Origin of the sequence: Elizabethkingia bruuniana, from assembly GCF_002024805.1 — a bacterium.
GTDB classification, from domain to species: Bacteria; Bacteroidota; Bacteroidia; order Flavobacteriales; family Weeksellaceae; genus Elizabethkingia; species Elizabethkingia bruuniana.
Genome location: NZ_CP014337.1, coordinates 869,322 through 893,817, shown reverse-complemented (window position 1 = coordinate 893,817; position 24,496 = coordinate 869,322). Strand labels below are relative to the sequence as shown.

Annotated in this window: 22 protein-coding genes; 16 read left to right on the top strand and 6 right to left on the bottom strand. The window is 38.8% G+C overall.

Annotation, left to right across the window (positions count from 1 at the left end; all coding sequences use genetic code 11):
- Positions 1-13: 13 nt before the first annotated feature.
- Genes AYC65_RS04285 through AYC65_RS04270 form a run of 4 tightly spaced genes read right to left on the bottom strand, consistent with a single transcriptional unit; the run spans position 14 to position 2,151 of the window.
- A complete protein-coding gene (locus AYC65_RS04285) occupies positions 14-649 on the bottom strand; it encodes a hypothetical protein (protein ID WP_059333816.1) in 636 nt (211 codons plus the stop codon).
- Positions 650-661: 12 nt separating this feature from the next.
- A complete protein-coding gene (locus AYC65_RS04280) occupies positions 662-967 on the bottom strand; it encodes a DUF3408 domain-containing protein (RefSeq protein WP_055133800.1) in 306 nt (101 codons plus the stop codon).
- Entirely contained in the window at positions 967-1,371 is a 405-nt protein-coding gene (locus tag AYC65_RS04275; protein WP_059333815.1) for a DUF3408 domain-containing protein, read from the bottom strand. The genes AYC65_RS04280 and AYC65_RS04275 overlap by 1 nt, the downstream gene beginning before the upstream one ends.
- A 12-nt stretch (positions 1,372-1,383) precedes the next feature.
- Positions 1,384-2,151 (bottom strand): ParA family protein, encoded by a 768-nt coding sequence (locus tag AYC65_RS04270; protein WP_059333814.1) that lies wholly within the window; start codon positions 2,149-2,151, stop codon positions 1,384-1,386.
- Between the two features lie 699 nt (positions 2,152-2,850).
- On the opposite strand from AYC65_RS04270, the gene mobA reads away from it, so the two are divergent.
- The 14 genes from mobA to AYC65_RS04200 all read left to right on the top strand — a co-directional run bounded on the left by mobA (position 2,851) and on the right by AYC65_RS04200 (position 16,845).
- Positions 2,851-3,282: a conjugal transfer protein MobA gene (gene mobA, locus AYC65_RS04265; RefSeq protein WP_059333813.1), complete on the top strand. Its 432-nt coding sequence runs from the start codon at positions 2,851-2,853 to the stop codon at positions 3,280-3,282.
- An 8-nt stretch (positions 3,283-3,290) separates the two neighbouring features.
- Positions 3,291-4,571 carry a conjugal transfer protein MobB gene (mobB, locus tag AYC65_RS04260; RefSeq protein WP_059333812.1) on the top strand — a complete coding sequence of 427 codons (1,281 nt, stop codon included), beginning with the start codon at positions 3,291-3,293 and terminating at the stop codon, positions 4,569-4,571.
- A gap of 128 nt (positions 4,572-4,699) precedes the next feature.
- Complete coding sequence (locus tag AYC65_RS04255; protein ID WP_002978466.1) at positions 4,700-5,074, top strand: ArsR/SmtB family transcription factor; 375 nt, start codon at positions 4,700-4,702, stop codon at positions 5,072-5,074.
- Positions 5,071-5,664, top strand: a complete 594-nt coding sequence (merTP, locus tag AYC65_RS04250) for a mercuric transport protein MerTP (RefSeq protein ID WP_002978464.1) — start codon at positions 5,071-5,073, stop codon at positions 5,662-5,664. The genes AYC65_RS04255 and merTP overlap by 4 nt, the downstream gene beginning before the upstream one ends.
- A gap of 6 nt (positions 5,665-5,670) precedes the next feature.
- A complete protein-coding gene (locus AYC65_RS21035) occupies positions 5,671-5,877 on the top strand; it encodes a GDCCVxC domain-containing (seleno)protein (protein ID WP_002996045.1) in 207 nt (68 codons plus the stop codon).
- A gap of 197 nt (positions 5,878-6,074) precedes the next feature.
- Positions 6,075-8,075: a conjugal transfer protein MobC gene (mobC, locus tag AYC65_RS04240; protein ID WP_059333811.1), complete on the top strand. Its 2,001-nt coding sequence runs from the start codon at positions 6,075-6,077 to the stop codon at positions 8,073-8,075.
- A gap of 233 nt (positions 8,076-8,308) precedes the next feature.
- Positions 8,309-9,154, top strand: coding sequence for a helix-turn-helix domain-containing protein (locus tag AYC65_RS04235; RefSeq protein WP_059333810.1), 846 nt, complete (start codon positions 8,309-8,311; stop codon positions 9,152-9,154).
- Between the two features lie 149 nt (positions 9,155-9,303).
- The gene (locus tag AYC65_RS04230) at positions 9,304-9,948 is read left to right on the top strand and encodes an HdeD family acid-resistance protein (RefSeq protein ID WP_002978206.1); all 645 of its coding nucleotides are present in this window, start codon (positions 9,304-9,306) and stop codon (positions 9,946-9,948) included.
- A gap of 195 nt (positions 9,949-10,143) precedes the next feature.
- Positions 10,144-11,454: a TolC family protein gene (locus AYC65_RS04225; protein ID WP_002978205.1), complete on the top strand. Its 1,311-nt coding sequence runs from the start codon at positions 10,144-10,146 to the stop codon at positions 11,452-11,454.
- A gap of 27 nt (positions 11,455-11,481) precedes the next feature.
- Entirely contained in the window at positions 11,482-12,642 is a 1,161-nt protein-coding gene (locus AYC65_RS04220; protein ID WP_002978203.1) for an HlyD family secretion protein, read from the top strand.
- A 7-nt stretch (positions 12,643-12,649) separates the two neighbouring features.
- A complete protein-coding gene (locus AYC65_RS04215) occupies positions 12,650-14,194 on the top strand; it encodes an MFS transporter (RefSeq protein WP_059333809.1) in 1,545 nt (514 codons plus the stop codon).
- A gap of 113 nt (positions 14,195-14,307) precedes the next feature.
- Positions 14,308-15,168 (top strand): universal stress protein, encoded by an 861-nt coding sequence (locus AYC65_RS04210; RefSeq protein WP_059333808.1) that lies wholly within the window; start codon positions 14,308-14,310, stop codon positions 15,166-15,168.
- 10 nt (positions 15,169-15,178) lie between these two features.
- A complete protein-coding gene (locus AYC65_RS04205) occupies positions 15,179-16,009 on the top strand; it encodes a universal stress protein (protein WP_002978197.1) in 831 nt (276 codons plus the stop codon).
- An 11-nt stretch (positions 16,010-16,020) separates the two neighbouring features.
- Positions 16,021-16,845, top strand: a complete 825-nt coding sequence (locus AYC65_RS04200) for an RteC domain-containing protein (RefSeq protein ID WP_059333837.1) — start codon at positions 16,021-16,023, stop codon at positions 16,843-16,845.
- A gap of 4 nt (positions 16,846-16,849) precedes the next feature.
- On the opposite strand, the gene AYC65_RS04195 is transcribed toward AYC65_RS04200, so the two are convergent.
- Complete coding sequence (locus AYC65_RS04195) at positions 16,850-22,231, bottom strand: N-6 DNA methylase (protein WP_078674657.1); 5,382 nt, start codon at positions 22,229-22,231, stop codon at positions 16,850-16,852.
- On the bottom strand, positions 22,218-22,655 hold the full coding sequence (locus AYC65_RS04190) for a DUF1896 domain-containing protein (RefSeq protein WP_059333806.1): 438 nt from the start codon (positions 22,653-22,655) through the stop codon (positions 22,218-22,220). The genes AYC65_RS04195 and AYC65_RS04190 overlap by 14 nt, the downstream gene beginning before the upstream one ends.
- 264 nt (positions 22,656-22,919) lie before the next feature.
- Between AYC65_RS04190 and AYC65_RS04185 the strand changes: the two genes are divergently transcribed.
- On the top strand, positions 22,920-24,044 hold the full coding sequence (locus AYC65_RS04185; RefSeq protein ID WP_059333805.1) for a hypothetical protein: 1,125 nt from the start codon (positions 22,920-22,922) through the stop codon (positions 24,042-24,044).
- On the top strand, positions 24,041-24,496 hold the full coding sequence (locus AYC65_RS04180; RefSeq protein ID WP_059333804.1) for a three component ABC system middle component: 456 nt from the start codon (positions 24,041-24,043) through the stop codon (positions 24,494-24,496). Before AYC65_RS04185 ends, AYC65_RS04180 begins: the two co-directional genes overlap by 4 nt.

The window sequence follows — 24,496 nt, the reverse complement described above, 5'->3', positions numbered from 1 at the left end:
AACATTGGGAAGTCTATAAAAACTCCCCAATGTCAAAATCACTCAAATCACTTTTCCGCAAAGTTGAAGAACTGTCTTCCGTTTCAGATGAAAGGGTGCTATCCAAAAGCTCGGCTATTCTTCGGGAAGCATCTTCCATAGAATTTTCCAATAGGCTGAATAATTCGGTTCCCTGTATTTTTTGAACTATCGCTATCGCTGTTTCCTTTTGGGCTGGTTCCAATTCTTCTTTTTGGAGCAACACCCCCACGGAGCTTAGTTCTTCAAAGGTAACCCCTTGGGCAAAACCGTCATCGCCACCGGATATTCCGTACCTGTTCCATTCTTCTTCCTCTTCCTCCAAATCAGGCATATTACTGAAAACTTCGTCCAGCTCTTCCTTGCGGATTTGAATGCCGACGTTTTCATTTTCGTCGTATTCAATGTCTAAATTAGCGGGGTTTATCTCCGGTTCCTCAATTTGGCGTTCATTGGCAGCGTTTGGCATTGAAAGGCGTTCTACGGGTTTTGGCTGCCCCATAATATCGGGCAGGTTCGGATTGACTTTCTTCTGCATTGGCTTATGCTCCGACCTTTTCTTAATGACAATCTTGTCCTGCACCAGCAGGGCAATGACTATGAGCAGGCATATCACAATTACTGTTTCCATAACGTAGGTTTTTTAAAACAAGCCTTTGTACTTTTCCTTGAACTCTTTTGTAATCATATCTTCAAATACTTTAAAATGATGTTCAAGAATATTATTGAGATAGGCAAACAAGGGTATTTTATCATCGCCTATAATCTGGACTATGCGGGTTAAACGCTCGTGATGTTCAGGACTTAGGTATATGCTTTTATTGCCTCTTTTCTGCATTTTATTCATTTGCATAAATGCATTTTCATAGGTTGTTTTAGCTGTATTGCTAACTGTATCGGAGTTGCTGCCGGCTGCAACAGTATTCCTGTTCTTTTTATCTTTCTTCATTATAAAATGGGTTTAAAATGTTCATTGAAATAATCGGTAATATCGTCCCCGTACTCTCTGAAATGATGTTCAAGAATGTTGTCAATGTAAGAGTAGAGCGTTGTTCTTTCCTCTCTTGTCAGTTGCACGATGCGGAGCAATCTTTCGTGGTATTCAGGGCGTATGTAAACTACCTTGCCGTTACGCCCCGATGGAAACCGATTGACCAAAAATGTTTCCTCGTAGTCCGCTTTCTTTGATGAACTGTTACGGGCTTTTTCCCTGGGCTTTGTTTCCTTTGGTATATCCTGCAGTTTATTATTGCTCGGTGGAGCAACAGGCTCATCGCCGCTTATGACGTTCATAAGGTATTCCTCATCAACATTGGGCTTTTCAAAATCGTTGTTTTTGTTATCTGAAGCCATACTTTAATATTTTTATAGATGAGTGATTTTTAAAAATTCCTCGACAAGCAAATCCATTTTGGTTGCTTTCATTAGCTGTGGTTCGGCAGGTAGCAAACTTGACCGGAATACATAACTGCCTGTATCGTCTGTTTCCTTTCGGAAACGCTTGCTGTCCATTATCCTTGTTTCCATTATGGGCAGGTTGAGTTCTTTGATGACACTTTGATACGCATCATACAAACCTGTTTTTTCCCTGCCGTCCACCTGGTTCCAAAACAGCCACATCTCTTGTTCGGGATTGCCCTCATCCGTTTGGGGAAGTCCGAGAAAGGCTTTGGTAAAGCCCAATGTACTTTCCACTACCAAACGGTCGGCAGTAATGGGCGAAAAGATGAAGTCCATTTTTTTTAAGGTCGTCAGTACACCTTTGGTATTGGCTGTTCCTGGCAGGTCGAAGAAAATAACATCCGGTACAACCGCCGACTGGCTTCTGTATTCCGATGCTTTCTCCAAAGCTGTTTCAGCTTTGCATTTAATAATCGGGTATGCTTTTTTGTTGATGGCTTGAAACTGCTTCATTGCCGCCTTTTTATGGTAGTCGTTCTGCATTATGGTTCTCTTATCCCGTTCACGCATATTGGTCAGGCTGTGTTGCGGAAAGTCGCAGTCCATCACCATCACATTAAAACCTAAACGGTAGTGAAGCACACTTGCCAGCAAAGTGGTCATTGTAGATTTTCCCACACCGCCTTTTTGGGTGGAGAAGCTGATTTTTAAAGTTTTCTTTGTTGTTTCCATTATTTAAAAATTTATTGTTACACACTTTATTTGTTTTGCAGGATTGAATATTGGTTTATCTGATTATTACCTCATTCCTATATTCCTGCATTCCCTTTTGGGTACTTTCCTGCACAGGTATCTGCTTTCATTTTTGCCTTGTAAGGCACATTCTTTGGCAAGTGGCAAAACTTGCAACAGGTAAATTGCTTTACCGCTTTTATGCTTTTACACTTTTATTGTTTTATGCTTTTAAAACCCTATGCTTTTATTCCAAACTGTCTGTTTGCAAACCTGATTTTCTTCTTTGTTTAGATACATTTTTTACTACCTGCACTAAAATTATACGGCAAATAAAGCGATTGATTTGCCCGCTGATTGCGGTGTGGCAGTGTTTGGCGTTCAAAGGCAGTGTTTGGCACAGCTATACAGTACAATGCTTTCGTAAACAGGGCTTTACTTTGTACAGTGATTTTTATTAATGGATTTATGCAAAATTCTTTTGACAAATCGGAGGGTAACGAGAACGGCATCGAGCCGTTTTTCCCTGTTACATTTAATCCGTCCCGTAGGGCGGATTTTTGTGTTCAACAGAACACGGCAAGTTGTGTTTTGAGGCACTCGAAACCGAGTTAGTGCCTCAAAACAACTTGCCCTTTGCAGGGGGCAGAAAACACCTTCCGAAGTCAGGGTTTTGTATGGATTTAAAATGGATTTGTGATGAACGAGAACAGTAACAATAAACAGAATAAGGGTGGACGGAAAGCTAAGACCGACCCAAGCATCCACCGCCACGTTTTCCGTCTTACAGATGAAGAAAACGCCAAACTCTTATCGCTTTATGAAGCATCGGGAATGCCCAATAAAGCAAAGTTTATCATTTCCCTGCTGTTCAGTAAGGAAATGAAATCGGTTAAAATTGATAAAGGAACGGTTGATTTTTATATGCGATTGACTTCGTTTCACAGCCAGTTTCGTTCCGTAGGTGTAAACTATAACCAGATTGTAAAGCTGCTGTACAAGAATTTTTCCGAGAAAAAGGCAGCAGCATTCCTGTATAAACTGGAAAAACAGACGGCAGAAATGGCGATGCTTTGTCAAAAAATCATTCAGATAAGCGAGGAATTTGAAGCCAAACACCTGAAAAAATAGCGGTAGAAATGATAGCAAAAATCGGGAGAAGCGCAAATTTATACGGGGCGTTGGCATACAATCAGCTTAAAGTAGAGAATGAAAACGGGCAAATTTTGTTCGCCAACAAGATAATTGAAACCGCAAGCGGTCATTATTCCGTTGCACAATTAGCCCAGTCTTTTGCCCCTTACCTGATTGCCAACCGCAATACAGAGAAACATACCCTGCATATTTCACTCAATCCCGACCCGAATGACAAGGTAAGTGATGATAAATTTCGGGAAATGGCAGAAGAATATATGCGGGAAATGGGCTACGGCGAACAGCCTTTTGCCGTATTTAAACATACCGATATTGACCGTAGCCATATTCATATCGTATCGGTTTGCGTGGACGAAGAGGGCAAAAAGATTTCGGACAAATTCGAAAAAATGAGGTCTATGAATATTTGCCGTGAACTAGAAAGAAAACACGGATTGATACCCGCAACTGATAAAGAGCACAATCAGAATGACAAGGTTTTCCGTCCGGTAGATTACAAAGCAGGCGATGTGAAAAGTCAGATTGCTGCGGTTGTCCGTCACCTGCCGAATTATTATAAATTTCAGACTTTGGGCGAATACAATGCCTTGCTTTCCCTGTTTAATGTTACCACCGAAAAAGTGGAGGGCGAATTGCAGGGACAGCTACGGCAGGGTTTATTGTACATTCCTTTAAATGAAAAAGGCGAAAGAGCCGGGCATCCGTTCAAGGCTTCGTTGTTTGGTAAAAATGCAGGGCTTCCGGCTTTGGAACTGCATTTTGCAAAATGCAAAGAGGATTTAAAAGACCACCCGACAAAACCTACCATTAAAGCTGCTGTTACCATTGCCCTGCAATCAACAAATGATGAGCAGGGTTTTAAAAAGCAGTTAGGCGAACAGGGCATTAATGTAGTGGTGCGTAGAAATGATACAGGACGTATTTACGGAATAACTTTTATAGACCACAATTCTAAAACGGTTTGGAACGGTTCACGCTTAGACAAGGAACTTTCTGCCAATACCTTTAATGATTATTGGAACAATAATATCAAACTGGAGATTAAAGAACCTGCCGTACAACCACCAAAAACATCCACATCAAATGATGCAGATCTTCCTGCGGAAGAACCTCATCATTTGTTCGACTTCCTGAATACTACTGAAAAACACGAAGACGGTTTGATTGAGGCATTTGGCGGTTTGTTACCCGAAGCACAGGGCGATGATTACGAGGAACAGGATTTTGCTAACAAAATGAAGAAGAAAAAAAAAAGAAGACTGTAAGAGGTCAGATTTTGGAATTAAAAATCTGTTTTTAAAAAGATTTATTGAGCTGTCACTTTATAATTCTGAAAGAATTTGAGTTGTATTTAAGTAATTGCTTAAATAAACAAATTGACTATCTTTGTGCTATGGACAATAATTCTTGCATACGACAACAAGCAGACATTAAACAAATAAACCGCTGTAAAGACCGAGTTTCAGAACTCAACGGTTCTTTTGACTATTTATCGAACGGACTTGAATTAGCGGGAAACAATGTAAGACTGAAAATACTCTTTCTACTTTATGAAGAAAAACGACTTTGTGTTTGTGATATAAGTGATATTCTTGGTATGACAATTTCAGCGGTTTCACAACACTTGCGGAAACTCAAAGACAGAAAACTTATTGAAACCGAACGAGAAGCTCAAACTATTTTTCACTCACTGACTAAAGAGTATGAAAAAATGCTGAAACCATTTTTCAAAATACTTGACGAAAACAAAATATTAGAAACAATATGAAAACTGACAAAAAATTAATTGGTGCAGGACTTTTGACTACAATTGCAGCTTCTCTTTGTTGCATCACACCAGTATTGGCTCTTATTGCAGGAACAAGCGGTCTTGCTTCCACTTTTTCTTGGCTTGAACCTTTTCGACCCTATTTTATCGGGTTGACAATTTTGGTTCTTGGTTTTGCTTGGTATCAAAAGTTGAAACCCAAAAAGCAGATAGATTGCAATTGTGAGACAGAAGAAAAACCAAAATTCATTCAGTCAAAAATGTTTTTAGGAATTGTAACAGCATTTGCAATCGTAATGCTTGCCTTTCCATACTACTCAAGCATTTTCTACCCAAAGACAGAAAAGCAAATTATAGCGGTGGACAAATCCAATATTCAAAAAGTAGAATTTACGATTAGCGGAATGACTTGTGCAAGTTGTGGCGAACACGTAAATCACGAAGTAAATAAATTGACAGGAATAATAAGTTCAAACGCCTCATACGAAAAAGGAAACGCAATCGTGGAATTTGACAACTCAAAAACGAATATTTCTGAGGTCGAAAAAGCAATTAACTCAACAGGATATTCTGTAACCGACAAAAAATAAAACCAAATGGAAATCATATTGCAATCAACAATTACTTGCCCCAACTGCGGACACAAGAAAGAAGAAACAATGCCGACAGACGCTTGCCAATATTTCTACGAATGTGAAAAATGCAAACAAGTTCTTAAACCAAAACAAGGAGACTGTTGTGTTTATTGTAGTTACGGAAGTGTTCCTTGTCCACCAATTCAGCAGGACAAAAAATGTTGCTGACGGACAGAAAACAGAAGAGCAACTAAAAGTATTTTTTATTTGGATGCTTCATAAATGTTACGATACAAAAGGATCATAGAAGCTACAACTCTTATCACTTCGCCAAACACTGCCACGCACCGCCATTGACTGCCACATTCTTATAGCCGCTGTGTAGAGCCTTTAAATTCACGCCCGAACATTAAAACTAAAAAAGAATGCAGGGAGAAGACGATTTAAGAGGTTTAGCCAAAATAATGGCTTTTATGCGGGCAGTGAGTATTCTTTTGGTGCTGATGCACCTTTATTGGTTTTGCTATGGTTTCTTTTTAGAACGTGGCTGGACGTTGGAAATAATCAACAAGATATTAGGCAATTTCGACCGGACGGCGGGCTTGTTTTCACATACCCTTTATACCAAGGCGTTCGCTTTGGTTTTGCTTGCTTTGAGTTGTTTGGGAACGAAAGGCGTAAAAAATGAGAAGATAACCTGGTCTAAAATATACGTGGCTTTGGGCGTTGGTTTTGTGCTGTTCTTTCTGAACACACCATTATTAAAACTTACTCCGGTAATAGGAACATTTCTGTATATCCTTACTATCTCGTTAGGTTATATTGCTTTGTTGATGGCAGGTGTATGGATGAGCCGATTACTCCGTACTAATCTGATGGACGATGTTTTCAATAATGAAAACGAGAGCTTTCAGCAGGAAACTAAGCTGATGGAAAACGAATATTCCATTAACCTGCCTACCAAATTTTACTACAAAGGCAAATGGAACAACGGTTGGATAAATATTGTAAATCCTTTCAGGGCATCAATCGTGTTGGGTACTCCGGGTTCGGGGAAATCGTATGCCATCGTAAACAATTACATCAAGCAGCAAATTGAGAAAGGCTTTAGTATGTACATCTATGATTTTAAGTTTGATGACCTTTCCACCATTGCCTACAATCATTTATTGAAGCATCGGGATAAGTACAAAGTTCAGCCAAAATTCTACGTCATCAACTTTGATGATCCACGCAAGAGCCATAGGTGCAATCCACTCAATCCCGATTTTATGACGGACATATCCGATGCTTACGAAGCGGCTTATACCATAATGCTGAACCTCAATCGAAGCTGGATACAGAAACAAGGGGATTTTTTCGTGGAAAGCCCAATCATTCTTTTGGCTGCTATTATTTGGTATCTGAAAATTTACGAGAATGGCAAGTATTGTACATTCCCACACGCCATTGAATTGCTTAATAAAAAGTATTCGGAAGTATTTACTATTTTAACCTCATATCCCGATTTGGAAAATTATTTGTCGCCTTTTATGGATGCGTGGCAATCCGGAGCACAAGACCAATTACAGGGGCAAATCGCATCGGCTAAAATTCCATTGTCAAGAATGATTAGCCCGCAGTTGTATTGGGTAATGACAGGCGATGATTTTTCGCTTGACATCAACAATCCGAAAGAGCCAAAGATATTATGTGTAGGTAACAATCCCGACCGTCAAAATATCTACTCCGCAGCATTGGGTTTGTACAATTCAAGGATTGTGAAGCTCATCAACAAAAAGGGGCAATTAAAGAGTTCTGTTATTATAGATGAGTTGCCAACCATTTATTTTAGAGGACTGGATAATCTTATCGCAACTGCGAGAAGTAATAAGGTAGCGGTTTGTTTGGGTTTTCAGGATTTTTCGCAATTAACAAGAGATTACGGCGACAAGGAAAGTAAGGTTATCCAAAATACGGTAGGTAATATTTTCAGCGGGCAGGTTGTAGGAGAAACGGCAAAAAGTCTTTCGGAACGCTTCGGAAAAGTATTGCAGAAACGCCAAAGTATGACGATTAACAGGAATGATAAATCTACCTCTATTTCCACACAGTTAGACAGCCTTATTCCGGCATCGAAAATTTCAACACTTACACAGGGTATGTTTGTGGGTTCAGTTTCGGACAACTTTGATGAACGTATCGACCAAAAGATTTTCCACGCTGAAATTGTAGTGGACAATGAAAAAGTTGCCGCAGAAACTAAAGTATATCAGAAGATACCGGAAATCCTATCCTTTGTTGATGAACACGGAGAAGACAAAATGAAACAGAAAATTGAAAGCAATTACCGTCAGATAAAATCGCACATTCTGCATATCGTTGAAAATGAAATGGAGCGTATCAAGAACGACCCGAACTTACAGCATTTGGTGCAGGAGGGATAGTTTATTAATCAAACAAGACCATTCGGGATACGTTGTTTGATGAATAAGCCATCATCATAGAATATAGTTTTGTGAATACTAAATTAAAGCCTTTCGGGGCTAAATTTGTATACTTTTTTTACTTTTGTATTTATACTCAGCGATTATTCGATTTTACCTTAAACCTTTAAAATTTATTTTTTATATTTTTACGGTAACGCTCAATATCTGATTAACTTAACAACAACCATTGGATGATAAGTGTATTTACAGAACGTGCATTATTACGGAAAGTGAAATTAGGGGACTCTTTTAGCCCCCAAAAGACTACTATTGTTATCATTGAAAAGGGAAGCATCAGCATCAAATCCAATGAGTTGATACATCACTACAAAAAAGGAAATTTGGGTATGATAATACCCAATAATGTATATAAGGTAAATGCCTTTACAGATGATGTGAAAGCATATTTTATTTTAATAGACAGGGATGAGCTAAACAATCAAACTTCTTTTGCTTTCAATAAATATGAAATGCAGCAAGCACTTCGCAGCAGTAACAATAATATTGAGAAAGTTTCAGATAATGCTTTTGCTCATATACTCAACTTATGTGAACAGCTTTTTTATTATAATCAGGAAGAAAAAGAAATCACGTTTAGCCAGCAGATAAAGCTGTCTTTATTCACATCGCTGGTGTATATTTTGGTGGGAGACTTTTTACAGGGAAAAGGAAAGGACATAAACATTCTTAAAAATTCAAGAAAAGAAAGCATCACGATGAAGTTCCTGCAATTGGTAAGCATAAATTTCATGAAAGAAAAAGAGCTTAAATTCTATGCCGACAAATTGTTGATTTCTTCCAAATACCTTTCCAATACCGTCAGGGAAATAACCAATCAGCCACCGTCCAAATTTATTACCGAAGCATTGCTGAACAATGCAAAAATCCTGCTGCTCAATTCCGACAACTCTATTAAAGAAATATCCAACGAGCTTGATTTTTCTGACCAATACGCATTTGGCAAATTCTTTAAGAAGCACACAGGACTTAGCCCCTCTAATTTCAAGAAAACGAATAAATTAGTCGATGCCATTTAGCATCGAACACACCCTTTCCTTTAATAGTAGTATTTAATCTGTGCAGATACTGTTTGAACCTCTTTTTAGGCATTATAAACCTTTACTGAAAGTCCTGCAAACCCGAACTTTGCATCAGTATTAAAATTTACATCTTAAAAAGACAGTCTATGGCAATATTTTTTAAAACAATCCGAAACACCATAAAGCACTGGTATGTACCTGCTATCATCGGGGCATTATTTATTGTATTGGGCGGTTATCTGTTTACAGTCCCTGAATCTGCTTATCTTTCATTGGTTATGCTTTTCAGTATATCGTTTTTGGCAAGCGGCATTATGGAAATTTTCTTTTCCGTACAAAACAAGGACGAGTTAGACGGTTGGGGCTGGTATTTGGCAAGCGGAATATTCACACTGCTGATAGGTGTCATATTGATAACCAAACCAGTCGTTGCAGCTACCACATTGCCATTTTTTATTGGGTTCAGCTTATTGTTCCGGTCATTTCAGGGGCTTGGTTTCGCTTTTGAGCTGAAAAACTATGGCGTGTTGCGTTGGGGAAATCTGGCAATTGTAAGCGTACTCGGTATCATCCTTTCATTTTTATTGATTGTCAATCCAATCTTTGCCGGAATCTCTTTAGTGGTAATGACAGCTTTGTCTTTCATATTTGCAGGTATTGTAAGTATTGTATTAGCGTTTCAACTGAAAAAACTGAAAACATTTCCTGAAAGAATCAACAAAGAACTAAAGGAGAAAATTGAACATCTAAAAGAAGAATACTATAAAAATATCCAATCCGAGGATAAATAGAAAATAGTTGCACATTTATCCTTAAATGGTATGCAAGGGCAGTCTTTTGTGGGTTGCCTTTTTTATTGGTATGTTTCGGAAAGCATTAGCAACATACCGTTTGAACCTCTTTTTGTGAATTACTAACCTTTTATGAAGACCCTTTCATTCAGAACTTTGCCAAGTAATATTTAAGTAATTAATGACAAGTTCAAAATGAAAAAAATCACTATGCTATTGTTAGGGCTTTTTGTTTTTTCGCAAACAATCTATGCCCAGCAAGGTCAAGAAAGAACGATAACCATTAAAGAGTTATTTGAGCTGACCAAAGAAAATCATCCGAATCTGAAAGTTTCCAAAACAGATATTGCCATAGCAAAGCAAGATGTAGAAGTTGCTAAAAACGCACAACTCCCTACTTTGAATGCGGCTTTGCAAGGATATTATCTTGGGGATGCCCACATTATTGATAAGGATTTTTCCAATTCCACAAGAGTAGATATGCCACATTTCGGCAATACTTTTTCGATAGATGCCAGTCAGTTGATATGGAAAGGCGGAATGGTAAAAAATGGTATCAAAGCCCAATCTTTGAAAGAAGAATTAACAGAGCTGAATTATCAGTCGAACGAACAAAGCATCAAACTTTTGGTGTTGGGCTACTATCTGGATTTGTATCAACTACTGAACCAAAAATCAGTATATCAGCAGAATATCCAATTGGCGGAACAACGCTTGCAAAACATCAATAAGTTTTATAATCAGGGAATGGTTACGAGAAATGATGTTATCCGCGGCGAACTGCAATTGTCTAATCTTAAACTTGCTTTACAGGTCGTAGAAAATAACCGTCAAATTCTCAATAAACAGCTTACCACCGCTTTGGGATTGTCCGAAAATACACAGATTGTGCCCGACGAAACCATACTTAGCAATGTTCCTAAAGCTTTATTGATGGAAGATTACAGAGCATTCGCACAAAATCATCCAACCATATTGATGACAAAAAAGGCAGTTGATATTTATGAAACCTCCGAAAAGATAACCCGTGCAGAAATGATGCCTTCGTTATCTGCATTTGCAGGAAATCAGCTGGCACGTCCGATTACTACATCAACGCCTGCTCTGGATATGTACACTAACGGATGGAGTGCCGGACTTTCACTGAATTTTAATATTGACGCACTGTACAAAACCCCTAAAAAAATCAAACAGGTGCGTTTTGAAAAAGACAAAGCCATTGCACAGGCAAACGAAGCTGAACAGATGATTGACGTTGCTGTAAATGCCGCTTACATTAAATACAATGAAGCCGTTACTCAGAACAATACACTTGAAACAAACAAAGAACTATCCGATGAAAATTATCGCATTATGAACAGTAAATACAACAACCAGTTGGCTATTTTATTGGATTTGATTGATGCAAGTAATCAGAAATTAGACGCAGAGTTACAGTTTGCTAATTCGGAAATAAGCATCGTTTATGCGTACTACAAATTATTAAAAGAAAGCGGAAATTTATAATAAATTGATAAACTTAAAGATAAAACAATGTCAGAAAATATAGAAAACAACAATCAGGAAAACACACCGCAACCGACTGGACAATCTGCGGAAAAGCAAAAGGTAAACAAGCAGAAAACCAAACAAAAAAAGACCAAAATCATCAATATTTTGATAGTCATTTTGGTTTTGGGCGGACTTTATTTTGTGGTAAAATCCTATTTCAATGTCGGGAACGACAAATACACCAATGCCGCACAGGTAGAATCGTTCATCAACCCGATAAATACAAGGGTTTCGGCTTATATCACTGAAATCCGTTTTGTGGAACATCAATATGTGAAAAAAGGTGATACATTATTGATATTGGACGACCGTGAAATACAAACTCAATTAGGACAGGCAGAAGCTACTTATATGTCGGCTTTGGCTTCTAAAAACGCAACATCCAGTTCGGTAAAAACAGCGACCAACAATGTAAATACCGTTGGAGCAAATGTGCAGGCAGCAAAAGCGAATATAGAAGCTACGAAAGCAAGACTGTGGAATGCGGAACAGAATTTTAATCGTTACAAAAACCTCTTGGCAGACGAAGCAGTAACCCGTCAGCAATTTGACCAGATAAAGACTGATTTCGAGGCACAAAAAGCCCAGTTGGAAGCCCAGATTTCGCAATATCAATCCGTGATTAATTCTAAAACTACGAGCGAATTATCAGTAAACGAAGTACAATCGCGATTGGGAATGAACGATGCTGACATCAAACGAACGCAGAGTGCTTTGGATATGGCAAAACTGAACCTTTCTTATACCGTTATCACAGCTCCCCACGATGGCATTATGGGAAGAAGAACAGTCAATGTAGGGCAGTTGTTAAACCCAAGCCAACAGGTTGGAACTATCGTGGACATCAATAACATTTGGGTAACGGCTAATTACCGTGAAAAACAAATGGGCAACGTACAGATAGGCGGTTTGGCAAAAATACAGGTAGATGCACTGGGCGGTAAAGAATTTGAGGGAAAAATAACCGCTGTATCAGGTGCAACAGGTGCGAGATATGCCGCTGTTCCGGTGGATAACTCAACAGGAAATTTTGTGAAAGTGCAACAGCGTATTCCGGTACGTATTGAATTTACAGATAAGAATAAACCCGAAGACTTGAAATTGCTTCGTGCAGGAATGAATGTAGAAGTGAACTTAAAATAACAGGAAGATGTACAATAAAGGTCCATTTGCAAGCTGGGTTCCCAAACCTTTGATGCTGTTGCTGATTTTGACGATCTTATTCTCGATGATGACCGTTTCCGGAGTATATACAAGTGTCATTACGGATATTACGGGAGCAATGGCTACCTATACGGAATATATCTCGCTTGCCAATAACGCAGGTACAATTGGTATGGGCTGCGCCATAATGATACTGATGCGTGTCAAGATGCGTTTCCGTACCAAAGAAATCATTTCAGTGTCAGCTATTATCCTTGCTATATTATCATATATGTGCGGTACTACAGATAGTCCTGTTGTTCTGATAAGTTGCAGTTTTCTCATAGGTTTTTTCAAGATGTTTCCGCTGATAGAAATGGTATTACCCATTATGTTCATCATTGCTCCGACAGGAGACCGTGGAAAATTCTATGCTGTATTCTACCCCTTGTCCATTGGATTTGGGCAGCTTTCGGCTTATTATTTTTCTACAATGGTGTTCAATGGTAGCTGGCAGACACCTTATATGTTTATGTCCGCTACGATGCTTGTAATTGCGGCAGTATCGCTTATTTTTCAACATAACCAACGATTTGGTTTCAAAATGCCACTGTATCAGATAGACTGGCTGTCACTTGTTTTGATAGCAACCTCCTTTATGTCGCTTAATTACTTTTTTGTGTTTATGAAACAACAGGGGTGGTTTATTTCGCCTTACATTTCGGGTTCATTGATTATCGGAGTGGTTCTTTTTGTAGCATTGATATACAGGCAGAAATCGCTCAAACGAAAGATGATTGATTTCGGAGCATTTAAAAAGAAAAATGTTATCCACGCTACCATATTATTGTTCTTTCTCGGGCTATATCTGGCAAGCACATCGGTATATACACAATATACAGTTGGTGTATTAGGGTATAATAACCTGATTAACGCACATATCAATCTTTGGATGATACCCGGTATCGTCATTGCGGGAATATTGGCATTTTTCGGTTTTAAAAATAAATGGTACATCAAGTATTATATCGCTTTTGGATTTGTGTGTTTTGCTCTGCATACATTAAGTCTTTACCTGATTATACAACCGCAGATGGACATCCGCTACCTCGAATATGCGACGGTACTGAAAGGATTGGGAATGGGCATCCTGTTCATTGGGTTATGGTTTTACGCTACCCTCAACCTGCAAATGAATGAAATGATGGGAATAATGGTTATATTAATTGTGGTAAGGTCTTTTCTGGCTACCTCATTAGGCAGTGCAATTATCGGATGGGCAACTTATCAGTCACAGTGGCAAAGTCTGACCGACATTTCGATGTATCTCGATGCCGGGGAAATTCCGAACGGAATGGCAATATACCAAAACATCAGCCTCAATGCGTTAATGGCTTCCGGGAAAATCGTATTGGGAACATTAACCTGGCTGATTGTCCCTATACTGATATTTATTGCTACACATTCTTACGGAAGTTTCCACTACAAACGGGTGGTGCTGTTCCGCAAAGCGATACGGGGAAATTCAATCAAAGGTTATCGTTTATCTTAATACAAATTATTATGAAATGAAGCATAAGAAAATATTCATTTCCATACCCAAAACAATGAATATTTTCTTATGCGAAATTCCATCTGACCATTAAAAACAATAAAAATAAACAGATGAAAAAAATACTTTTTCTGACAGATTTTTCAGAAGTAGCAAAGAACGCATTTTTATATGCCCTATCGCTTGCAGATAATTTTAACTCGGAATTGCACATTCTGCATATTACACCTATTATTGAACCGAAGACGGACGAGGAACGCTATCGGGTACACCCTTTGGCACAGATTTTCAACGATTCGCTGGAAAATGATGAGTGGAACGAATTTAAGACAGAAGCAAAAAAATTGGAGCAGTTGGCTCATAACAACAATAAGCTTCACGTTCCCGTAGAGTTCCATTTTGAAAATGGCTATTTCCAAGATGTAATTGAGAGCCATATCGTAGAAAAATCAATTGACCTGATTGTAATGGGTACGTCGGGGAATAACACTATAGACAAAAAACTGTTCGGCTCGCACGCAGTAAGGCTGATTGACAGTGGTTTTGATATACCGATATTGGCAGTGCCTGCAAAAGCCGTTTTTACCTCTACGGGGGCGTTTGCCGTTGCGGTAATGCTCGTTGAAAATGAATGTGTCATTATCAGGCGGATTGCCACAAAACTCTCCCCGTCAGAGACACCTTTAAAATGTGTACACATAGTCGATACAGAAGAAAAAGCTATGGCTGCACAACAAAAGAAAGCACATTGGCTTACAAATTTTGAGGGTCTTGATGTTCAGGTGGATATTGTTATTGATACGGATATAGAAGACGGCTTGACAAAGTATGTAGAAGATAACTATATCAATATCCTAAGCATCATACATAGACAATTACCCTTTATGAAAAGATTGTTCAATATAAACCATAGTAAAAGGCTGCTACGTCTTTCTGAAACGGCAATGCTGATATATAATGTAGAAGATAAATAAAACATTTGTTATGGAAATAAAACCAAAAATTCTTTTGCCTGTTGATTTTTATTCAACATCAGACAATACTTTCTTATATGCAATAGCATTTGCAGAACAGTTCAATGCAGATGTTCATATACTAACCGTGTTGGAAGATACGGCTGAACCGGAACAAAACAATCAATTCAGAAAAGGGCTGAAAGAACGTGAAATAGAACTGTTCTATCAACAGATAAAAAGCTATAAGAATACTTCGGAAGTAAACCTTTCTTTCGGACTGACAAAGGAAAGTTTCACGGACGCAATCATTAACTATTTACAGAACAACGCGATAGATTTCCTGATAATCGGATATGACACCAACGGAATAAAATCCAATTCACAAATTAGGCAGGAAATATCAGAGAAGAATTATAAAGTCAATGTGCCGATTATCATCGTTCCGGAAAAAGCTACTTTCAGTATAGAAAACAATATCGCTTTCGATGTACGACTACATAGTGAAGAATGTGAATTATTGAAAAAGCTCGCCGTTGATTTCAACAAAAAAGGCAGGTTAGTGCATTGTATACATATAGCAGACTCCCAAAAATCGTTTAACGAGGCGGTAGCTAAAAAAGATGCTTGGCTGAATAAGATTAATCAGACCAACCTAAGTTTGGATATACTCTTATCCAAAAATATAATGAACGGGCTAAAGAAGATAATTGAGAAATATAATATTCAGGTGCTCACTATGATAAACAGTTCTGCTAATGAAATCCAGACCTTGCTAAGAACACAGGTGGAAGCCCTTACTGTGCTAAGTCCCAAAGCAGTTTATGTTTATATTTCTACTAATCAAAGAATTGATTTTTAAATGGTATTATGCTGGATAAATTTTATAATGAAACACTACATAAACTGGAAACGGCTATCAACGAATTGGAGATTGAAGCAGATAATTGCTCGATACAACGAGTTGAAGCCATAATTCAACTTATTATCCAAACCCTGTCCAAATTAAAGGAGTATGTTTTAAAACGAGGGTTTAAAAATACTGATGAGGAAATCCATTTTTTCAAACATCAGAAACCTGTCATTGTTTCAAAGCTGATTTATTACAATGCTATCTATAAAATAGAAAGCAAAAAGCCTTATGGTGCAAAGCGGATAAAGAAATTTCTTAACAAAGAATTGAAAAAACTCAAAAAATTCTTTGACAACAATATTGACTTTTACAAGTATTACCGTAGTGGCAATTCTTTTCTTGATGAAAATTTCTTTATTCGTGGAAAACACGATATAAGGATGTGGTTGGATACGTTTTATTTTGAGGCAGACCACCGTTTTTGCACTTCTCACGATTATAAGGTCGCCAAAATAATTGCCAATGACCTGATACAAGTTTATCTTGAAGACCAGCTAAATAGCAATCATAAAAAGGTATCTGATAGTTCTTCACTCCATTGGACAGGAAGTAAAACGGCATTGACCGAGTTGATTTATGCACTCTACGCACAAGGCGTATTCAACAACGGAAATACCGATATAAAATTGATTGCCAAAACATTTGAAACTGCCTTTAATATTGATTTGGGCGATTTCTATCATACATTTATGGAATTGAAAGCCCGAAAAATAAACCGTACCAAATTCCTCGACAGCCTGTGTGAAGCTCTGATAAAGAAAATGGACGAACAAGACGAGAGGTAATATTTTATAATACCCCTCGTGGCAGATGAACGCCTTTTGTCCGAATAATACTTTCTGAAATCTTTGGTGTTTCTTGCTTTTTTTCGGTTTGCTCCGCAGGTTCTTGTTTTTGTTCCGGTTCGATAGATAGTTGTATCTTACGCTCAACAGTCGCTAATTCCGTTTTGAGTTCACTCAATCGGTTTTCCTTTGACCACGTACCATTAACGACCTCCTGAAGTATCGGAATATCTTTTTGGAACTCGGCAATATTGTCCTGTTCTTTTTTAATAAACGACGGCAGTTTTTCCAATGCCCTTAAAAAATTTAAAGAGGCGGTTTCGGGGTCTTTTGCAATTACCCCGAAATTGTGGTTGTATTTAATGTTACCCTCTCCCTGTATGAAAAATCGGTTTACCCGAATATCTACGCCGTCTTTTTCCGACATTTCCGTTTTGACGATAAGCTGAAAGCCGTACAAGCTGCCAATTTCCTGATAATCCCCGCCTGTTCGGGCTTTTTCTGCAATTTCATTGAGCTTTGTACCGATTTGTTTTGCATTAGCGTTGGACGATAAGCCGTCTAACTGAACAGGGTTTAAAACTATGCCGTCCTGCCGTTTTTGTATGCGTTGTTGTAAATTATCCCAATCCGTTGTCATTCGGTTCAGGCGTGATTGAGCTGCGTTAAATTCTTCCTTATAGTTTTCCAATTTGGATTTAGCACTATACTTGGAACGGTTAAACGCTTGCTTTTCGCTTTCCAATCCGGCAATCTGTTTTTCAACCCTCGCTTTATCCAGCAGGTCAGTATTTCCCGACAGGATTGCCACATATTCCGAAAAGTTCATTCCTGATTTCTCGTCCATACTGCCCTCGTCAATGGTGCGTTTGCCGAGATTATTGGATTTTAATTGGTCGATAAAAAGCTGTTTGTTAAACAACAGGTTGAATTTATAGCTATCCAGCGATTTTTCAACGGCGTAAATAATGACATCTACTTTATTGTTGTTGAAGTGCTTGGCAATTTCATTGCCCTTGCGGACTGCCCGACCGTCACGCTGGGCAAGGTCGGACGGTCGCCACGGCGTATCTAAATGATGAACGGCAACAGCCCTTTTCTGTGCATTTACGCCTGTTCCGAGCATACTCGTTGAGCCGAACAGCACACGGATTGTACCGTCGTTCATTCCCTTGATAAGTGCCTTACGTTGCCTGTCTGTTTTGGCTTCCTGAATAAAACGGATTTCATTCGCAGGTATATTGTGGTCTTCCACGAGCTTGCGTTTGATTTCGGAGTACACATTCCATTCATTCGGTTTGTAAGTACCTAAATCCGAGAAAACGAATTGCGTTCCTTTTTGTGCGTTGAATTTGTTGTAATATTTCGCAATATTGTTGGCACAGTGAGAGGCTTTGTTATCAGGGTGGTCTTCGTAGATACCGCTTACCATTCGCATATCCAAAGACATCTTACGGGCATAGTCCGTAGCGATAAGCATCTTTGCTTTTTCCTCTGATTTGGATAGCGGTGCTCTGCCGAGTAATTCCCCTTTGCCTGTTTTGGCAAACTCCATTAGGTTTTGAATAAACTCCTCTTGGTCTGGAGTAGGCGGTATATTGTAAAATATCTCGTTCTTTTCGGGGCGGTCAATCCCAATCATTTCCGCAGTACGATAATCTGTAATTTCGGAATAGAATTGAGCCAGTTCCGGCACTTTGATAAAGTAACGGAACCGCTCCTTTGCCACGATGTTATTCGCCACCGAAAACTCATAATCGGTTGTTTTCTTGGCATAGATTGCCGCCCACGCATCAAAAGAATTGATGCCCTGTTTTGCCAATGCCCGTGGTCGTAGGTATTTAAAAAGTAGGTATAATTCAGTAAGCGAATTACTAATGGTCGTACCCGAAAGGAAAGTTGCACCCATATCTGCTTGAGTTCGTTCCTGAATGGTACGGATAGCAAAAAGCAGGTTCATCGCTTTTTGGCTTCCTTGTTGATTGCCCAATCCCGCAACCCTTGAATGTCTTGTATTGAACATCAGGTTTTTAAATTGATGACTTTCATCAATAAATAAATGATCGATACCCATCATTTTGAAATCCACAATATCATCTTTGCGGTTTTCAATATCGTGTTGTAGGGTTTTGAGCTTTACTTCAAGATTTTCCTTTTGCTTTTCCGCACCTTTGAGCATCCATTGGGTTATTTCATCGCCCTGACTTCGCATCACGTCAAGGTTTTCCTCCACTGTATCCAATTCGTTTTGCAGGATTTCCTTTTGTATTTCTGGCGATTGGGGAATCATTCCGAATTGGTCGTGCGTGAGTATCACACAATCCCATTCGTTGTTTTTTATATCGCCAAAAATCCGCAGGCGTTTTTCAGGTGTAAAATCATCAATGCCCGGATAGAGGATTTTGGCGTGAGGATAAGCGGTGCGGTAGGCTTCAGCTATTTCAGGAATATTGGCTTTCAATCCGATAATCATCGGTTTATGAGCCATTCCCAAACGCTTCATTTCCTGTGCTGCCGTACACATAATCAACGTCTTTCCTGCACCTACTTCGTGGTCGCAGATAGCACCGTTATTCAGTTTTATCATCCATACCGCATCCTTTTGGCTCGAATACAGATCTTCAATACCTAATCCTTTGCGATCCAATCCCGGAAACTCCTGATGTGAGCCGTCATAGTCCGGTCGCACAAAACAGTTAAAGGTGTCGTTGTATTGGTCGGTCAGCCTTTTTTTGAAGGCATCGTTTTGGGCGTGAAGCCAATCGGTAAAGGCAATGCGTATTTCATCAATCTTGGTATTCGCCATTTGTATGGCTTCCATATCCCGCATTTTGACATCTTTGCCATCTATGTGTACTGTTTTGGAAATGTCGGGCGTAGTGTTGACAAGGGCATGTTTGAGCAGGGCAATTCCGTCATAGGTACGGCTTTGGGCTTTGACAGTGTATTTGTCCCATATATGTACATTCTTCCGTTTGCAGGTTACGGAAAAGTCATCAGCACTTTCTGCATAATGGATATTGACTTCCGCTTCAAACAAATGTGATGCAAACCGGGCATAGATCCCTGTAGGTATCCAGCGCTCGCCGAGATTAAAATCAAGTTCCTCAAATTCAATCCGCCTTGGTCTTGCTTCCTCTAATACCGTCAAACTTTCTTTGGCTTGGGTATCATTGGGATTGTTTTCGAGGTAGGTTTTGATTTCGTTGGCTTTATCCACGACATTGCCCGAAATCCAACGTTCAGCTATTTCATATTCCTTTTCTAATGGATTGTAGAAAATACGTCCGTGTAAGGCCTCTTTCAGCGTATCGGCAGGCATACCGCTGATTTCGGACATATAGTCCAAATCCACGCTTCCGTATTTGTTCAGCGAAGCCGATAACGCTTCTTCGGGATTGTCCGTTGCTATGGTTGCGGTAGAAAAACTTACCGGACGGTTGAATATATCCGCCTTATGCACCACGCCACCAACAACACGCTCCAAATAGGGCATTTCTTTACCTGCACTATCCGTTTTGATGAGTTCGATATTTTTAGCATCGTTGAGGTTTCCGTACCTTTTTATAAAAGCATCGTAAAGGTTGTTAAGGGTTCCCCTTTCTTCCTTATGTTCGGTCTGAAGCTCCGCTTCTTTGTTGTAAAGCTGTTGGTAAATATCACGTACACCGATATACGCTTCGGCTCTTACTTTCTGTAAGGACGGCAGTTGCAAGGGGTGGAAAACAGCCGTACCGTCTGCGGTATCTACATCTTGCAGATGACCGACCCAACCTTTATCCACGATAAGGCAGTCGTTTCGGTGGAACGGTTGCAGTTTGCCACTATACGCAGCAGGTTCGGGAATGGTATTGATTACGATGTTGGGAATGGCTGGGGTGTCCGCTTGGCCATTCCCATTGGTTTGTGAAAACAAATCGCCAATGGCTACCTGTTTTTTACCGTTTATTTGTGTTGTGCCGATGGGATTTGAGGGTGGCTGTATATACGACTGTTGCATTCCTCCGCTGAACAAATTGGTTTGACGATCTGTTCTACCTTGTCTTTTTTTAGCGGTTTGCCTTTTGGCTTGCGTGGTACTTTTGGCTGGGGCAACCACCATTACAGGCTTATCCTCATTTTCAAACAGGTCAAATATGCTCAACTGTTTTAGTTCCTGCGGGCTTTCCCGATGAATTACCGGAGTTGGTGCAGGTTGTGGCTTTTGCTGAATGATAACAGGCTCATCGTTGCGTTCGCCTTTGTACAAATCCAAATTCAGGTGCTTTCCAAAATCTTCGGAAAGCATTTGTTTGAGGTCTTTGGCAATTCCGGCAACGCCGTCTTTGTGTGTATAAATTAAGGCAGGCTGTCCGTAAGGGTCGGTATCTATTTTAAGGTCAGTATGGATAACCCTCGTACCATTGCGAAAAAAAGCATTGCTTGGCGTATTGTATTTGGTCTGTTTGCTTTGGCAAAACAGTTCTTCCGTTTCGGTCAGACCTTGTTTTGCCGTATTCTTTTGCAGGATTATCAAATCACTTCCAACTTCCGTACCTGCATATTCCGTAAAGAGGTCATTGGGCAGTCGGACAACCGAAACCAAATTATTGTTTTCCATCAACGCCCTGCGTATCGGCTCATTCTTCGGGCTGTTCAAAACACCTTGAGAGGTAATGAACACCTGTAAACCGCCCTCACGGAGCATAAAATTTCCTTTCAGAAAGAAGTAGTTGTGAACACTTCTCGCAGCTTGAACTTTTGCATCGTTCTTACTTCGAGAAAATGAAAGGTCGAATACAGAGGTGTCGCCAAAGGGAATATTACTTGCGACTATATCATAGCTATTTTGTTCCTTGTCGGGGATTTCCTCAAAACCACTTATACGAATAGTACTTTCGGGATAAAGGTGTTTTAAAATTTTGCCTGTCAGCAAATCCTTTTCGTAAGCGGTAATTTTGGGTAGTTGGTTTTCGGAAAAGGATTGAATAAACGAGCCGATACCTGCGGAGGGTTCGAGGAATTTTTGAATGTTCACACCACTTTCACGCAAGGTTTCGGAAATCGCATCAATGACCTGTGGTGGAGTGTAAAAAGCCGTCAATACCGAGCTTTTCATACTGTCCACATATCTACGGTATTGCTTATCGTCTTCGGAATTTTCTTTGAGTAATTGGTGGAGTTCCTGTGTAATGGGGAATAAATCGTGGTCGGTTTTCCGCCAATGGTTGATGTCTGTTTCGTCCGCTATGGGGTTCAGCACGAATTTAAGACCACCAAATCCGCTATAACGCATCAATGACAGTCTTTCGCCTACGGTGGCTTGTCGTTTCTCCTTTTCCAATGTAAAAGCAATCCGCAGGGCATCAATGTTCTGTTGGAGATATTGCTTTTTACTGAAGCCCATTTTCTTCTATCCATATTGCGATGGCTCCGGTTGTTTCGGTGTAGAGCAGGTCAAACTCATAACCGTATGCGAAATCATCTGTTAGTTCATATCGGGCAAAAACAGGTTCACAGACAGGGAGCATTTTAAGGGCGAACGGTCGCAGTTCCTCGTCTGCCATTACGGTATCAAATTCATTGCAGACCACTTGAAAAACCGTATCAAACTTGGAGAAGTGCAAACCCTCGAAAAGAATGTGATTGGCAATCTCGTTGCATTGCTCAATCGGGTTTCCTGCCCTAAAAGCACCCTCATAGGCATTGGAAGCCCACGAAGAACGTTGGTGGATAAATTTTTGGTCGTGTGCCTTTTCGGGGAAGCTACTGTTTAGTAATTCCTGCAATCGTAATCTGAAATACGATAGGTCTTTTTGTTGTGTATCCATATTATAAATTTTGTTTAGATTTTTGATGAAAACCTAAAATTATAGAAGCAGATAAGAGCCTTTGCAGATGTGGCAGGGTTTGGCGTTGAGAGGTAGGATTTGGCGTAAGTATATTAAGAGAGAGGGATTTATTTTGTATTTTTGTAATACAAGTATACTCTAACAATTAAATCATAACACGCAGGATATGTATTAGGGTAGGTAGTTGTAAACTTAAAAAACTGAACAAATACAAAATGGGCTGATAAAAACATAAACTGTGAAATGAATGAAACTTTAGATAATGACTCAACGAAAAAGCAATTAGGATTTGAATACCAAAAGTTAGTTGCATTAGAGTATTGCTTAAATGCTAAAAATGGTGAACATGTCTATATTGAATGCTTCGGAGATGTTCAATATGGAACTGAATCTATTGAAGTTAAGCATCATGAAGGAGAATCAAACCTTACCAGTAACTCTGTAGATGTTTGGAAGACCTTGAAAAACCTTGTTGTAGAATATGAAAAACTGAAGTCGAATGACAAGTTTATTCTCCATACTACGCAAAATGTGCCAAGTGACAGTATTTTTCACGACTGGAGTCAACTCACCAAAACTGTCAAATATAAAAAACTAAAGGATCATGCTATTTCAGCCACTTCTAAACCCTTTAAAGATGTAATTTTTGATGCCAAAACTATATCTAAGACTGATTTTTTAAGGATTTTAGATAAGTTTTTTATTAATAGTGGCGAACCTAAAGTTGATGAAATATTGGCTCAACTAAAAGAACATACAACATTCAAATTAATAGATGATAAATTAAGAAGTTCTGCAATAGGTGTGCTTCAGCAATGGATTATTGAGAAAGCTATTGATGATTCAAACAAATGGGAAATTAATATAACTGACTTCAATTCAGATATGCGATTCAGTCTATCAAAGTTCACTAAAGATCATATTCCCTTTCCATCTATTAAAGAACCAGGTCAACATGATTCAGATTTGACTAAGGGCTATAAATTTATTGAAAAATTGAATGCTATATCAATAAAGAAAAACGATTTACATCAGGCATTTCAAGATTACGTTAGATCGGAAGAGGCTTACGAAGAAATTCTAAAAATAAATCCTACTCTAAAAGACAATATAATAGTTTATGAAGCAGAGATCAATTCTGCTATTCAAACAGAAAAAAGTGCTGCCTCTTATCATTTATCAGACGAGTCATTTAAAGATAACTCTCATATTAAAAAGTCGCAAGAAGTTTATTTTAAGTGTATTACAAATACTCATAGTGAAATTTCGGGTTTTAATGGAACTCAAAGATTTTTTCGAAATGGTAGAATTCAAAATATTAATGAAACCAGTGATTTTGAATGGTTATATAAAGAAACTGATTTATGAATATAGCTCAAACAGAAAAAATCCTTTTTAGTCCATTATTTACATCAAAATTATTACTGATGGCTTTAGTCGGTGCAAATAATAATAAACTAAAAGTAGAACTTATCTATTATATTCTCCCACTGATATACAACGATACAATTAAAAGTAAACTTGTAAAAAGTAATGCAAAGAGTACATTTAATACGTTTTTAAATTCTGAAGTTAAGATGGAACTAATCGTCATCGAAACTCTACTAACTAATTATAAGAAGAAGACTAAAGAAGCTTTGATTACATTATCAAATATCTACAATATCGAAATTTCAGATTACTTAATATTGGTACAAGGGCAGAATGAAAGTTATACAGGAGAGAAAGACCCTATCCTAAGAGAATATTATAAAGCAGCGTTTAATTTAGGTTCAATTCTTTCTAAAGAAGACCATAAGACAATTTTTTTTAATTTATAA

What these genes read in the sequence shown, in the direction of transcription:
- AYC65_RS04285 (WP_059333816.1), bottom strand. Translation starts at nt 649, where the DNA reads ATGGAAACAGTAATTGTGATATGCCTGCTCATAGTCATTGCCCTGCTG.
- AYC65_RS04280 (WP_055133800.1), bottom strand. Translation starts at nt 967, where the DNA reads ATGAAGAAAGATAAAAAGAACAGGAATACTGTTGCAGCCGGCAGCAAC.
- AYC65_RS04275 (WP_059333815.1), bottom strand. Translation starts at nt 1,371, where the DNA reads ATGGCTTCAGATAACAAAAACAACGATTTTGAAAAGCCCAATGTTGAT.
- AYC65_RS04270 (WP_059333814.1), bottom strand. Translation starts at nt 2,151, where the DNA reads ATGGAAACAACAAAGAAAACTTTAAAAATCAGCTTCTCCACCCAAAAA.
- mobA (WP_059333813.1), top strand. Translation starts at nt 2,851, where the DNA reads ATGAACGAGAACAGTAACAATAAACAGAATAAGGGTGGACGGAAAGCT.
- mobB (WP_059333812.1), top strand. Translation starts at nt 3,291, where the DNA reads ATGATAGCAAAAATCGGGAGAAGCGCAAATTTATACGGGGCGTTGGCA.
- AYC65_RS04255 (WP_002978466.1), top strand. Translation starts at nt 4,700, where the DNA reads ATGGACAATAATTCTTGCATACGACAACAAGCAGACATTAAACAAATA.
- merTP (WP_002978464.1), top strand. Translation starts at nt 5,071, where the DNA reads ATGAAAACTGACAAAAAATTAATTGGTGCAGGACTTTTGACTACAATT.
- AYC65_RS21035 (WP_002996045.1), top strand. Translation starts at nt 5,671, where the DNA reads ATGGAAATCATATTGCAATCAACAATTACTTGCCCCAACTGCGGACAC.
- mobC (WP_059333811.1), top strand. Translation starts at nt 6,075, where the DNA reads ATGCAGGGAGAAGACGATTTAAGAGGTTTAGCCAAAATAATGGCTTTT.
- AYC65_RS04235 (WP_059333810.1), top strand. Translation starts at nt 8,309, where the DNA reads ATGATAAGTGTATTTACAGAACGTGCATTATTACGGAAAGTGAAATTA.
- AYC65_RS04230 (WP_002978206.1), top strand. Translation starts at nt 9,304, where the DNA reads ATGGCAATATTTTTTAAAACAATCCGAAACACCATAAAGCACTGGTAT.
- AYC65_RS04225 (WP_002978205.1), top strand. Translation starts at nt 10,144, where the DNA reads ATGAAAAAAATCACTATGCTATTGTTAGGGCTTTTTGTTTTTTCGCAA.
- AYC65_RS04220 (WP_002978203.1), top strand. Translation starts at nt 11,482, where the DNA reads ATGTCAGAAAATATAGAAAACAACAATCAGGAAAACACACCGCAACCG.
- AYC65_RS04215 (WP_059333809.1), top strand. Translation starts at nt 12,650, where the DNA reads ATGTACAATAAAGGTCCATTTGCAAGCTGGGTTCCCAAACCTTTGATG.
- AYC65_RS04210 (WP_059333808.1), top strand. Translation starts at nt 14,308, where the DNA reads ATGAAAAAAATACTTTTTCTGACAGATTTTTCAGAAGTAGCAAAGAAC.
- AYC65_RS04205 (WP_002978197.1), top strand. Translation starts at nt 15,179, where the DNA reads ATGGAAATAAAACCAAAAATTCTTTTGCCTGTTGATTTTTATTCAACA.
- AYC65_RS04195 (WP_078674657.1), bottom strand. Translation starts at nt 22,231, where the DNA reads ATGGGCTTCAGTAAAAAGCAATATCTCCAACAGAACATTGATGCCCTG.
- AYC65_RS04190 (WP_059333806.1), bottom strand. Translation starts at nt 22,655, where the DNA reads ATGGATACACAACAAAAAGACCTATCGTATTTCAGATTACGATTGCAG.
- AYC65_RS04185 (WP_059333805.1), top strand. Translation starts at nt 22,920, where the DNA reads ATGAATGAAACTTTAGATAATGACTCAACGAAAAAGCAATTAGGATTT.
- AYC65_RS04180 (WP_059333804.1), top strand. Translation starts at nt 24,041, where the DNA reads ATGAATATAGCTCAAACAGAAAAAATCCTTTTTAGTCCATTATTTACA.